The organism is Phenylobacterium zucineum HLK1 (genome assembly GCF_000017265.1).
In the GTDB taxonomy this organism is placed as follows: Bacteria; Pseudomonadota; Alphaproteobacteria; order Caulobacterales; family Caulobacteraceae; genus Phenylobacterium; species Phenylobacterium zucineum.
In genome coordinates, this window is sequence record NC_011144.1 from 3194272 (window position 1) to 3206940 (window position 12669).

Sequence of the window (12669 nt, forward strand, 5' to 3'; positions counted from 1 at the left end):
CGGTCACTCGGCCGGCTCGAGAGCCCGTTCCCCGGCGTGCGCGCCCTCGACGGGCCGGCCCTCGAAGAAGGCCAGCATGTCGGCGTTGACGAGGTCGGCGTGGGTCGTGGCCACCCCGTGCGGCAGGCCCGGATAGACCTTCAGCGTCCCCTTCCGCAGCAGCTTGATCGCCTTCAGGGCCGCGGCCTGGATGGGGACGATCTGGTCGTCGTCGCCGTGCAGCAGCAGGACGGGGATGTCGATCGACTTCAGGTCCTCGGTGAAGTCGGTCTCGGAGAAGGCCTTGATGCAGTCGTAGTGGGCCTTCACCCCGCCCATCATGCCCTGCAGCCACCACTTGCGGATCAGGCCCTCGCTGACCTTCGCGCCGGGCCGGTTGAAGCCGAAGAACGGGCCGGCCGGGACGTCGATGTAGGTCTGGGCGCGGTCATCCAGCAGCAGCTTGCGGTAGCCGTCGAAGACCTCGATGGGCGTGCCCTCGGGGTTGGACTCCTTCCGGACCATCACCGGCGGGATGGCGCCGATCAGCACGGCCATGGACGCGCGGTCGGTCCCGTGCCGGCCGAGGTAGCGGGCCACCTCGCCGCCGCCGGTGGAGTGGCCGACGTGGATGGCGTCCTTCAGGTCCAGCGCCTCGACCAGCGCGCGCAGGTCGTCGGCGTAGGTGTCCATCTCGTTGCCGTCCCAGGTCTGGCTGGAGCGGCCGTGGCCGCGCCGGTCGTGGGCGATGACCCGGTAGCCCTGGGCGCCGAAGAACATCATCTGGGCGTCCCAGTCGTCGGCGGTCAGCGGCCAGCCGTGGCTGAACACGATGGGCCGGCCCTGGCCCCAGTCCTTGTAGAAGATCCGGGCGCCGTCGCGGGTGGTGATCTCGGGCATGGCAAGGCTCCTTCTGCTCAGGGGAGAGGACCGACAGGGGCCGGCGCGCGCCCACGGCCCACGAAGGCGCGAGGCGGGGACCAGCGACACTGGAAGATCAGGAGGTCCGGCGGGGAGGCCGGAGGCACGCATAACGGGGATCGGCGGGAGCATGACTCCGCTGCGGCGAGGCGCCCAGCGGGGCGCCGATCACATCGTCGGGATCGGATCTGGCGCAGAGCACGAACCGACGACGGCGACGCGGGGCGTGGTGCGGCGGGGTGACAGCGGGCGCGCCACGGCGCAGCCTGCGGCCAACTGATATCTTGGGGATTCCCAGCATGATCCGCCGCGCCGCCCTGGCTCTCGCCATCCTCCTCGCCGTTCCGCGCCTGGCCCAGGCGGCGCCGCCGGACGTTCGGCTCTACACGCTGGATTGCGGGCGGCTGGTCGACCAGGACCTCGACCCCTACGCCGACGACGGCGCCTACAAGGGGCTGAAGCGGACCATGGTGGTCCCCTGCTACCTCGTGCGCCACCCGAAGGGCGACCTCCTGTGGGACACCGGCGTGCCGCAGGCCATCGCCGACATGCCGGGCGGCAAGGCGCCGGGCGGGGTCGAGGTGAAGCGCAAGCTGACCGACCAGCTCGCGGAGCTCGGGCTGTCACCGGCCGACATCGAATACCTGGCGCTGAGCCACAGTCACTTCGACCATATCGGCAACGCCGGCCTGTTCGCCGGCGCCACGTGGATTGTCGATCCCGACGAGCGTGCCTGGGCCTTCCGGCCGCAGGCGCGGGCCAACAAGACCCAGTTCGCCGCCTATTCGGCGCTCGAGACCGCGAAGACGGCCGAGGTGGGCGAGCAGCCCCACGACGTGTTCGGGGACGGCTCGGCGCTGATCGCGCCCGCCCCCGGCCACACCCCGGGCCACACGGTGCTGCTGGTGCGGCTGGCGAAGGCCGGACCGGTGCTGCTGACCGGCGACCTGTGGCACGCGGCCGAGAGCCGGGCGGGCAAACGCGTGCCGCGGTTCAATGTCGACCGGGCCGAGACGCTCGCCAGCTACGAGGCCGTGGAGGCGCTGGCGGCGCGGGAGAAGGCGCGGGTCGTCCGCCAGCACGTGCCCGAGGACTTCGAGGCGATGCCGAGGTTCCCCGAGCCGCTCCGGTGAGACCTACGTAGAATCCCCAGGGTGCGGGCGCTCGCGCCCGGGTGGTATCCGCGGCGCCCTCGGGAATTCGTGTTCACGGGCCAGGACCCATTCGCATCCACCGCACCTACGAGCTCTACCTGCACGGCGACGACGGTCCGCCGCGCTTCGAGGCCCTGACCTGCGGCTCGGAGGCGGAGCTGATGACGGCCGTGCGGCGGATCCTGACCGATCGCGGCGTCCAGTCGGTGGACGTGCGCGAGTTCGGCGAACTGCTCTTCACCCTCACGGCTTAGCGGGCGGGGCCGCTGTAGCGGGCCCGACGCCCAGGCTGGCCTCGAAGTCCTGCAGGATCTCGGCGAACTCGTCGGCGAAGACCGGCTCGCCCGTCGGCGAGGGGAAGCGGTAGCGCCAGAAGCTGGCGATGTGCGAGATCGCCCCGATCCGCTCGCCCAAGGTCATGAACATGCCGGGCGCCTGCACCAGGAACTCACGGAAGGCGACCGGCCGGCCCTTGACGGTGAGGTCCTGGAAGGCGCGGTCGTAGACCTGCAGGGTCTCCACCGCCTCGCGGCGATGCTGGGCGATGGCCGCCTGCAGGCGCTGCTGGGCCTCCTCGATGTAGCGCCGGTCGTCGTTCGCGTTCCGGCCGCCCAGGACCCGCATCGCCCGCATCTCGGCGACGACGCCGTCCAGCCGGCTCCACAGGTCGGCGATCACCCACTTGTAGTAGAGGAAGCCCTTCCAGCTGAAGACGCCCTCCTTGTAGGCCTCGCCCTCCAGGCCGAGGGTCGCGCGCAACGGCTCCAGCCGCTCGTCCACGTCGGTGGAGAGCAGTATCTCGACGAGGCGCGCCGTGCCGGCCCCGGCGCTGGACCCGAAGGCCAGCTCGATCAGCTTGGAGATCTCGCCGCGGACGAAGGCCTGCATGCGCTCGGCGTCGCCCGGCGAGATGGCGAAGTAGCAGCGGGCGACGTCGAAGCCGTGCCGCTTGAGCTGCTCGCGCAGCAGGAAGGGGTCGAGCGAGGGCAGCCGCTCGATCACGGCCAGCATCCGCAGGTCGCGGTGGATGTCGGCGGTATCGTCGCACAGGTCGCGCAGCAGGTCGCGCCAGCCGCGCTGGCCCACGAACACCGAGCGCGCGCCCAGCGTCAGGTCCGAATTGGCGAAGGGCAGGATCAGCTTGGTGGCGGTGGTCGGCGCCGCGCCCTCGAAGACGTAGCGCTCGTCGGCGCGCACCCGGTGCTTCAGGAGGATGCAGGTGTTGAGCGTGCGGTTCAGGAAGAACGGCTGCAGCCGGTGCTCGGGATCGCGGCCGTTGCGGGTCGCCACCAGCGACAGGTTCAGCACCCGGCTCGTCGCGCCGTTCGCCTGCAGCGCCAGGAGGTCGCGGGTCCCGCGCCTCACCCTATTTTGGCTCTTCATGCCGCCGTCCGTTCCCGGACGGAAGATGGGCGCGCTTTCGTTAAGGAGGCCGAAAATGACCTATGGGCGAGGGCCCGCAACCGTAGCGGGACGGCCCCGTCCGCGGACTCAAGACCTGGCGACATCCGAGGGCGCCACAAGCAGCCGCGTCAGCCGCGGCGACGCAGCCCCAGGAGCCCAACTCCCGCGACGGCCGCGAAGGCCGCCCCGGCCAGGAAGGTCGCCGCCGGTCCGAGCGCCGCCCACAGCACGCCGGCCAGCGTGCTCGCGGCGAGGAGGGCGACGCCGGTAGCCAGGTTGAACATGCCGAAAGCGGCGCCGCGCAGCCTCGGAGGCGCGGCGTCGGCCACGACGGCCGAGAGCAGTCCCTGGGTCAGGGCCATGTGCAGCCCCCAGAGCCCCGCGCCCATCAGTACGGCCGTTGGGCCCGGAGCAAGGGCCAGGACAAGATCGGCGGCCACCAGGGCGACGAGGCCTGCGGCCAGCAGCGGGCGGCGGCCGATGCGGTCGGAAAGGCCGCCCAGCGGCGCCGCGGCGACGGCGTAGACGAGGTTCATCGCTACAAGCACGAGCGGGGCGAGGGTCGCCGAGAACCCCAGGTCCGCGCCGCGCAGGATCAGGAATGCCTCGCTGAAGCGGGCGAGCGTGAAGACCACGCCAACGCCGACCGCCCCCCAGAAGGCGACGCCGAGGGCGCCCGCCTCGGACCAACGCACCGGCGTGGCCGCAGCACGCGGAGCGCCGGCCCGCGGCTCCTCCACGCCGGCCACGACCAGGACGACCGAGATCACCGCCGGCAAGACCGCCAGCATCAGGACCGCCCGTATGTCGCCGTCGAGAAGCGCCATCAGCCCGATGGCGGCGAGCGGCCCCACGAACGCGCCGACCGTATCCAGCGACTGCCGCACTCCATAGGCGGCGCCCCGGAGGCCGGGCGGAGTGACGTCGGCCACCAGAGCGTCCCGGGGCGCCCCGCGCACGCCCTTGCCCACCCGGTCGGCGAACCGCGCGGCCAGAACCATCCAGGGGGCGGTCGCGAGCGGGAACAGCGGCTTGCTGGCCGCTCCGAGGCCATAGCCCAAGGCGACCAGCAGCTTGCGGCGGCCCAGCCGGTCGCTGAGCCAGCCCGAGAACAGCTTCGCGACCGAGGCGGTGGACTCCGCGATCCCCTCGATCACCCCCAGGACGGCCGGAGACGCGCCAAGTCCCACGACCAGGAACAGGGGGAGGAGGCTGTGCACCAGCTCGGACGAGACATCCATGAAGAGGGAGACGAACCCCAGGACCCACACCGTGCGCGGCACGCGGGATGACTGTCGGGCCATGGAGGTCTCCTCGGCGGCGGCTGCGAGCGTGACGGCCGAAAGCGGGACGTCAACCCTGGCGCGCGGGCGCGACGCAGCGCATCAAGGGGCCATGACAGACCGCGACGTCTATCTGAAGCTCTGCGCCGTGGCCGAGGAGCTGGCCCGGCTGGCCGAGGCGGCCGAGAGCGTCGTCGGCAACGCCGCGCTCACCAGCGCCGCCGACACGCTCAGCGGGACCGCGCGCGTGATCTACGAGCACTGCCTCGGCGGCGACGCGGACGGGATCCACTGAGGACCGGCGGCTCGGCGAGCGCGCGCACCACGGCGGCGATCCCCCTCGCCAGGACGTAGGGGGTCCACGTCGGCGCGACGCCGTAGGGATGGCCGAGGGGCACGCGGCGGCGGAGCTGGGCGGCGATGCGCACCTCGCTGCGGGCCTCCGCGGCGGTCATGGGCCGCGGATAGCGGCTGATCAGCGGATCGCGCGGGAAGCGGGGCGATCCCAGGATGAGGTCGAGCAGCACGCCTCCGCCCTGCCACAAGCCCGCCGCGGCCCGCGATGCTCGGCGTACCCATTTTGGGCCCCGTCTTTGGGCTCCCGTCTTTGGGCTCTGGCGCAGCCGCCCCCCGGCCCGCTAGCCTGGCGGGATGCGGACCCCGATTTCCACGCCCCTCGCCCTCCTCGCCCTTGCTCTCCTCGGCGCCGGCCCGGCGAGCGCGCAGGACGCCGACCTCGTCATCTGGGGCGGCCCGATCCACACGAACGCCCAGGCCCGGCCGACGGCCGAGGCGGTGACGGTGCGCGGCGGGCGGATCGCCTACGTCGGCGACCGGGCCGGGGCCCAGGCCCAGGTCGGGCCCGGAACCCGGGTGGTGGACCTGAAGGGCGCGGCCCTGTTCCCCGGCTTCACCGACGGCCACGCCCACCTGCGCGGGATCGGCGAGCGCGAGCTGTCGCTGAACCTGGAAGGCGCGAAGTCGGCCGCCGAGGTGACCGAGCGGCTGGCGGCGCATCTGGCGGCGCGCAAGCCCGATGGGCCTGTCTGGGGCCGCGGCTGGATCGAGACGGGCTGGCCCGAGGGCCGCTTCCTGCACCGGAAGGACCTGGACCACGCGGCCCCGCACCAGCCGGTGCTGCTGGTGCGCGCCGACGGCCATGCGCTGGTCGCCAACACGGCGGCGCTGAAGGCGGCGGGCATCGACGAGACGACCAAGGCGCCCGCCGGAGGGGAGATCCTGAAGGACGCGGACGGGCGGCCCACGGGCATGCTGGTGGACAACGCCATGGACCTGGTGGCGGACCTGCGGCGGCCGCCCAGCGAGGCCGACAGGCGCGAGGCCTACGCCGCCGCCTTCAAGGTCGAGACGGCCTACGGCTGGACCGGCGTGCACAGCATGAGCGTCGAGTGGGCCGACGTCGCCCTGCTGGAGGACCTGGCGGCCAAGGGCCAGGCGCCCCTGCGGGTCTACAACGCCGTGGACGTGGGCCAGGCGGGGCCGCTGCTGGAAGGTGGCCCGCGCGCCAGCCCGGACGGACGGATCACCACCCGGGCGGTGAAGATCTATGCCGACGGAGCGCTGGGCTCGCGCGGGGCGGCGCTGTTCGAGCCCTATGCCGACGCGCACCAGACCCGCGGGCTGATCCTGACACCGCCCGAGGAGATGAAGGCGGCGATGGAGAAGGCCTGGGGCTCGGGGATCCAGGTCGCCACCCACGCCATCGGCGACCGCGGCAACGCCGTGGTGCTGGACCTCTACGAGCAGGTGTTCGCGAACGTTCCGGCCCATGTGCGGCGGGCCGCGCCGCGCTGGCGGGTCGAGCACGCCCAGGTCGTGCGCCCGGCGGACATCCGGCGCTTCACGGACCATGCGGTGATCGCCTCGATGCAGCCCAGCCACGCCATCGGCGACCTGCACTTCGCCCCCGCCCGTCTGGGGGACGAACGGCTGGACGGCGCCTATGCCTGGAAGAGCCTGACCGACGCCGGGGCCGTCGTGGTGGGCGGCTCGGACGCCCCGGTCGAGCGCGGCGATCCCCTGATCGAGTTCTACGCCGCGGTCGCGCGCAAGGACCTCGCCGGCTTCTCGACCCCGGCCTGGCGCCCCAAGGAGGCGCTGTCCCGCGCCGAGGCCCTGAAGCTGTTCACCTCGAACGCCGCCTTCGCCCGCTTCGCCGAGGACGAGCTCGGGAGCATCGAGCCGGGCAAGCGGGCGGACCTGTCGGCCTTCTCGGTCGACCTGATGACCGCGCCGGCCGAGGCGATCCCCAAGGGCCATGCGGTGCTGACCGTGGTGGACGGCCAGGTGGTGTTCGAACGGCGCTAGGCGGGCCGGACCGAGGAACCCCTCGGGGAGCCGGGGGTTGAGGGCGCGACCCGCAACCTCAAGCCTTGGAGCGCCCCGCATGGCCCACGAAGTCACCCAAGCCGAAGCCCAGGACCGCCTCTGGGACGCCGTCGAGAAGCACCAGATCGGGATGCTCGGCGTCTCGGGCGATGGCCACCACTACCAGCCGATGACCGCCTTCCTCGAGCGCGAGACGAACCAGCTTTGGTTCTTCACCTACGAGGACACGGACCTCGCCCGCTCGGCCCAGACGGGCCGCGGCGAAGGCGTGTTCATCCTGCAGACCCGCGACGTCTACGCCTGCATCGACGGGACGCTGCGGATGGAGCGCGACCGGACCCGGATGGACCGCTACTGGAACGCCCACGTGGCCGCCTGGTACCCCGAGGGCAAGGATGACCCGCGGCTGACCATGCTGTGCCTGGACGCCACGGACGCGGCGGTCTGGATCTCGGAGGTCGGCCCGGTCCGCTACGCCTGGGAGATCGCCCGGGCGAACGCCACCGGCCGCACGCCGGACGTCGGCGACCGGCGGGACATCAACCTGCACTAGCAGGACGGCAACCCCCGATCATCGTGTCGACTTGGCGGCGCCGAATAGACGTAACGGCGCCGCCCCTCCATCCCAATTGATGATTCGTCCTGATTCGGCGGTCGAGCGGCCCGCCAGCTATAGTTAAGTCGCATATCCGACAGCGGCATAAGCACTCGCCCGCACCGTCTCTTGCGTCGAGAGCTGAGGATTTTTCTCTATTTTCCACCGCCAACCATAGGCAGTGTCGAGTTCACGACAGTGTTGCGGCGTGCGCATCGATAACTTGAAACCCCCGCCGCACGGCGGCGTTTCAAATCCCCGATGCAGAGGCCCGTCCCCGCGTTGCAGAACAGTCTGCTCGAAGCGCTTCCGGCTGACGATTACGCGCTGCTGGCGCCGCACCTGGCCCAGGTGGAGCTGGAGCGCGGCCGGCTGCTCTACGACCCGGGCGATCCCATCGAGTCCGTCTACTTCCCGCACGACGGGGTGATCTCGCTGATGACCCTGATGGACAACGGCGCGGCCATCGAAAGCGCCACCATCGGGCCGGAGGGCGCCCTGGGCCTGATGGCCGCCGTCGCCCCGCGCCAGTCGCTGTCGCGCGCCCTCGTCCAGACGCCGCTGCGCGCCGCCCGGATCAGCGCCGAGCGGCTGCACGAGGCCTGGAGCCGCAGCGCGCGGCTGAAGGACCTGGTGGACCGGCACACCGAGGCGCTGTTCGGCCACGCCATCCAGTCGGTGGCCTGCAACGCCCTGCACTCGGTGGAGGCGCGGTTCTGCCGCTGGCTGCTGACCTGCCACGACCGGATCTCCACCGACACCGTGGCCCTGACCCAGGAGTTCCTGGCCGACATGCTGGGCGTGCAGCGCACGACGGTCACCGCCGTGGCCCGCTCGCTGCAGGAGAAGGGCCTGATCCGCTACCGCCGCGGCGTCGTGGACATCCTGGACCGCGGCGGGCTCGAGACCCTGGCCTGCGAGTGCTACGGCGTGATCCGCCGCAACTACCACCGCCTGCTGCCGGGGTGATCCCGCCCCGCCCTTGAGCGGGGGCGCGGGGGGCGGGGAGCGGCCGATACCTCCGGTTTCGATTGCGCCGGGCAGGATTTCCCTCTTTCTTTCGGCGCTTAGGGAGGTTCCCGCCCAGGGAGCCCGCACAATCGTGTTCGAGAGAAGGTTCATGACCCGCTTCACGCGCAACTTCCTGCTGGCCGCGACGGCCACGGCCGCGCTCGGCCTGGCGGCGACCTCGCAGGCCCACGAAATCCACGACTGCGCCGACCAGGCCTGCGCGACCGAGCTGCTGTTCGACGCCGCCGACACGACCGCCGGCGCCGGGGCGGCCGCCTCGCTGGAGACTCCGCGCTACGGGACGTGGGGCTTCGACCTGACGGGCATGGACCGCTCGGTGAAGCCGGGCGATGACTTCTTCAAGTTCGCCAACGGCGAGTGGGACCGGACCACCGAGATCCCGTCCGACCGCGTCCGCTGGGGCAACTTCAACAAGCTGCGCGAGCTGTCCGACGCGCGGCTGCACGCGATCCTGGAAGAGGCCAAGGCCGGCAAGCTGAACGATCCCGACGCCGCCAAGATCGCCGCCGGCTACGCCTCCTACATGGACGAGGCCCTGGCCGAGAAGCTGGACGCCAAGCCGATCCAGCCCGAACTGGCCCAGATCCGCGCCGTGAAGACCAAGGCGGACTTCACCGCCCTGATGGGCAAGGCCAACACCACCGGCTTCACCTCGATCCTGCCGGTCTACATCTCGATCGACGCCAAGGCGCCGACGAAGTACGCGGTGATGAGCGCGACCGGCGGCCTGGGCCTGCCCGACCGCGACTACTACCTGCAGCCCGGCTTCGCCGAGAAGAAGGCCAAGTACCAGGCCTACGTGCAGCAGATGCTGACGATGATCGGCTGGGAGAAGCCGGCCGAGAACGCGAAGGCCATCGTCGACTTCGAGACCAAGCTGGCCGAGGCCAGCTGGACCCGCGTCGAGCGCCGCGACCGCGACAAGACCTACAACCCGATGACCCCGGCCGAGCTCGCCGCCTACACCCCGGGCTTCGACTGGAACCGCTACCTCGAGGGCAGCGAACTGCCGAAGGTGGACCGGATCGTGGTGACCACGAACACCGCCTTCCCGAAGTTCGCCAAGGTCTACGCCGACACCCCGCTGCCGACCCTGAAGGCGTGGCAGGCCTTCCACCTGGCCGACGGCGCCGCGCCGCTGCTGTCGAAGCGGTTCGTGCAGGCCAACTTCGAGTTCCGCAACAAGGAGCTGGCCGGTCAGCCCGAGCTGCAGGCCCGCTGGAAGCGCGCCGCCGCGTTCATGGACCGGGCGATCGGCGAGTCCATCGGCCGGGTCTACGTGGCCCGCTACTTCACGCCGGACGCCAAGGCGAAGATGGACGACCTGGTGGCGAACATCCGCACCGCCATGGCCGCGCGCATCGACAAGCTGGAGTGGATGGGTCCCGAGACCAAGGCCCAGGCGCACGACAAGCTGCGCAAGTTCACCGTGAAGATCGGCTACCCCGAGGCGTGGCGCGACTACGCCAAGCTGGAGCTGAAGCCGAACGACCTCTACGGCAACGCCCTGCGCGCCGGCGCCTTCCAGTGGCGGCGCAACGTGGCCCGGCTGGACCAGCCGGTGGACAAGAAGGAATGGGGGATGACCCCCCAGACCGTGAACGCCTACTACAACTTCGCGAACAACGAGATCGTGTTCCCGGCGGCGATCCTGCAGCCGCCGTTCTTCGATCCCGACGCGGATCCGGCCATCAACTACGGCGGCATCGGCGGGGTGATCGGCCACGAGATCAGCCACGGCTTCGACGACCAAGGCCGCAAGTCCGACGGCGACGGCGTGCTGCGCGACTGGTGGACCGCCGAGGACAACGCCAAGTTCAAGGCCCAGGCCGACAAGCTGGGCGCCCAGTACTCGGAATTCGAGCCGCTGCCGGGCGCCAAGGTGCAGGGCGGCCTGACCATGGGCGAGAACATCGGCGACCTGGGCGGCCTGTCGCTGGGCCTGGACGCCTACCACGCCTCGCTGGACGGCAAGCCCGCGCCGGTGATCGACGGCCTGACCGGCGACCAGCGCGTGTTCCTCGGCTGGGCCCAGGTGTGGCGCGAGAAGATCCGGGACGAGGCCCTGCGCCAGCAGGTCGTCACCGACCCGCACTCGCCGGCCTACTACCGGGTGAACGGCACGATCCGGAACATCCCCGGCTGGTACACGGCCTGGGACGTGAAGCCGGGCGACGAGCTCTACGTCGCCCCGGAAGAGCGCGTCCGCATCTGGTGATCTTGATCAAGGCGGGCTTCCGGGCGTTCTGATGTGAAGGAACGCGTGGAGGCCCGCCCGATGAAGCACGCCGTCATCTTCGCGCACCCGAAGCCCGACAGCTTCACCGCGACGATCGCCCAGACCTATGCGCAGGCCGCGCGCGACCTCGGCCACGAGGTCGTGGTGCGCGATCTCTACGGCCTGGGGTTCGACCCCTGCCTGAAGGCGGCCGAGCTGCCGGGGCCGGGCGGCTACGCGCCCGCCGCGGACGTGAAGGCCGAGCGGGCGGTGCTGCAGGACGTGGACGTCTTCGCCTTCGTCTATCCGCTCTGGTTCAACGCCCCGCCCGCGATCCTGAAGGGCTATGTGGACCGGGTGCTCTCGATGGGCTTCGGCTACGAGCCCGGACCGATGGGGGTGGAGTCCCGCCTGGACGGGCGCAGGCTGATCAGCTTCTCGTCCTCGGGCGCCCCCGAGGACTGGGTGCGCGACACCGGCGCCCTGAGCGCGCTCTCCACGCTCTTCGACCGGCACCTGGCCGGCGTCTGCGGCCTGATCGTGGTCGACCACGTCCACTTCGGCGAGGTGGTCCCGAACCTCACCGAGGAATGGGTGGAGACCCACCGGGCCAAGGTCCGCGAGACCGTGCGGGCGCAGTTCGGGCAGAGCTAGGGCTTCAGCACCGCCGCGCCGGTGAAGGCGCCGGCCCGCAGGTCCTCCAGCGCCAGGTTCGCGTCCTTAAGGGCGTAGGTCCGCACGTGCGGCCGCACGCCGGCCAGGGCGGCCAGCGGCAGGTACTCGGCCGCGTCCTGGCGGGTCAGGTTGGCCACCGAGACAACCCGCCGCTCGCCCCACAGGATCGCATAGGGGAAGGCGGGGATGTCGCTCATGTGGATGCCGCCGCAGACCACCGTCCCGCCCTTGCGCACCGCCCGCAGCGCCGCCGGCACGAGGTCGCCCACGGGCGCGAAGATGATCGCCGCGTCCAGCGCCTCGGGCGGGGCCTCGCCCGAGGCGCCTGCCCAGGCGCAGCCGAGGTCGCGGGCCAGGGCCTGGGCGGGGAGATCGCCCTCGCGGGTGAAGGCGTAGACCGCCTGCCCTTCGAAGAGGGCGAGCTGGGCCAGGAGGTGGGCCGCCGCGCCGAAGCCGTAGAGGCCCAGGCGCTCGATCGGCCCGGCCTCGCAGGCCTTGCGCCAGGACCGGTAGCCGATCAGCCCCGCGCAGAGCAGCGGCGCGACGGCCTCGTCGGACAGGCCGTCCGGCAGGGGGAAGCAGAAGTCGGCGCGGGCGATCACCGTGTCGGCGTAGCCGCCGTCGCGCGTCCAGCCGGTGAAGCCCGGCGCATCGCACAGGTTCTCCTGGCCGGCGCGGCAGTAGCGGCAGGTGCCGCAGGTCTGCCCCAGCCAGGGGACGCCCCGGCGCTCGCCCAGCGCGACGCCGGACACGCCGGGGCCGACGGCGTCCACCACCCCGACGATCTCGTGGCCGGGGATCACCGAGGGGCGGACCTGGGCCAGGTCGCCGTCCACCACGTGCAGGTCGGTGCGGCAGACCCCGCAGGCGCGCACCCGAAGGCGCAGCTCGCCCGGCCCCGGCTCGGGGTCGGGACGGCTCTCGCAGACGAGCGGCGTCCGGGGCGCCTTCAGCACCATTCCGCGCATGGGGTCAGACTGCGCCGGCTCTGTTGCGGGTCAAGGAAAAGGCGAGCGCCCCGGGAGGTGGGGGAGAGGATCCGGGGCGCTCTGGGACCGT

General features: G+C 71.7%; 12 protein-coding genes. 8 read left to right on the forward strand and 4 right to left on the reverse strand.

From position 1 onward, the window contains the following. Positions 1–3: 3 nt before the first annotated feature. Complete coding sequence (locus PHZ_RS15440) at positions 4–879, reverse strand: alpha/beta fold hydrolase (RefSeq protein WP_012523332.1); 876 nt, start codon at positions 877–879, stop codon at positions 4–6. Between the two features lie 320 nt (positions 880–1199). Between PHZ_RS15440 and PHZ_RS15445 the strand changes: the two genes are divergently transcribed. After that, entirely contained in the window at positions 1200–2033 is an 834-nt protein-coding gene (locus PHZ_RS15445; protein ID WP_012523333.1) for an N-acyl homoserine lactonase family protein, read from the forward strand. Positions 2034–2074: 41 nt separating this feature from the next. Then, positions 2075–2308 (forward strand): hypothetical protein, encoded by a 234-nt coding sequence (locus PHZ_RS15450; RefSeq protein ID WP_041373603.1) that lies wholly within the window; start codon positions 2075–2077, stop codon positions 2306–2308. On the opposite strand, the gene PHZ_RS15455 is transcribed toward PHZ_RS15450, so the two are convergent. Together PHZ_RS15455 and PHZ_RS15460 are read right to left on the reverse strand one after the other, a co-directional pair. After that, positions 2298–3437 carry a hypothetical protein gene (locus PHZ_RS15455; RefSeq protein ID WP_012523334.1) on the reverse strand — a complete coding sequence of 380 codons (1140 nt, stop codon included), beginning with the start codon at positions 3435–3437 and terminating at the stop codon, positions 2298–2300. The genes PHZ_RS15450 and PHZ_RS15455 overlap by 11 nt on opposite strands. A 149-nt stretch (positions 3438–3586) precedes the next feature. Continuing rightward, a complete protein-coding gene (locus tag PHZ_RS15460) occupies positions 3587–4762 on the reverse strand; it encodes an MFS transporter (RefSeq protein WP_012523335.1) in 1176 nt (391 codons plus the stop codon). Positions 4763–4853: 91 nt separating this feature from the next. Between PHZ_RS15460 and PHZ_RS15465 the strand changes: the two genes are divergently transcribed. From PHZ_RS15465 to PHZ_RS15490, 6 genes are all read left to right on the forward strand, one after another. Then, positions 4854–5036, forward strand: coding sequence for a hypothetical protein (locus PHZ_RS15465; RefSeq protein WP_041373604.1), 183 nt, complete (start codon positions 4854–4856; stop codon positions 5034–5036). Positions 5037–5392: 356 nt separating this feature from the next. Next, a complete protein-coding gene (locus tag PHZ_RS15470) occupies positions 5393–7069 on the forward strand; it encodes an amidohydrolase (protein WP_012523336.1) in 1677 nt (558 codons plus the stop codon). Positions 7070–7148: 79 nt separating this feature from the next. Next, positions 7149–7643 (forward strand): pyridoxamine 5'-phosphate oxidase family protein, encoded by a 495-nt coding sequence (locus PHZ_RS15475; RefSeq protein ID WP_012523337.1) that lies wholly within the window; start codon positions 7149–7151, stop codon positions 7641–7643. Positions 7644–7946: 303 nt separating this feature from the next. Then, a complete protein-coding gene (locus tag PHZ_RS15480; RefSeq protein ID WP_012523338.1) occupies positions 7947–8654 on the forward strand; it encodes a Crp/Fnr family transcriptional regulator in 708 nt (235 codons plus the stop codon). A 151-nt stretch (positions 8655–8805) separates the two neighbouring features. Next, complete coding sequence (locus PHZ_RS15485; RefSeq protein ID WP_012523339.1) at positions 8806–10935, forward strand: M13 family metallopeptidase; 2130 nt, start codon at positions 8806–8808, stop codon at positions 10933–10935. A gap of 60 nt (positions 10936–10995) precedes the next feature. Then, entirely contained in the window at positions 10996–11589 is a 594-nt protein-coding gene (locus tag PHZ_RS15490; RefSeq protein ID WP_012523340.1) for an NAD(P)H-dependent oxidoreductase, read from the forward strand. Here PHZ_RS15490 and PHZ_RS15495 read toward each other — a convergent pair. After that, complete coding sequence (locus PHZ_RS15495) at positions 11586–12578, reverse strand: zinc-dependent alcohol dehydrogenase family protein (protein WP_012523341.1); 993 nt, start codon at positions 12576–12578, stop codon at positions 11586–11588. The two genes, PHZ_RS15490 and PHZ_RS15495, sit on opposite strands and share 4 nt — an antisense overlap. Between the last annotated feature and the right edge of the window lie 91 nt (positions 12579–12669).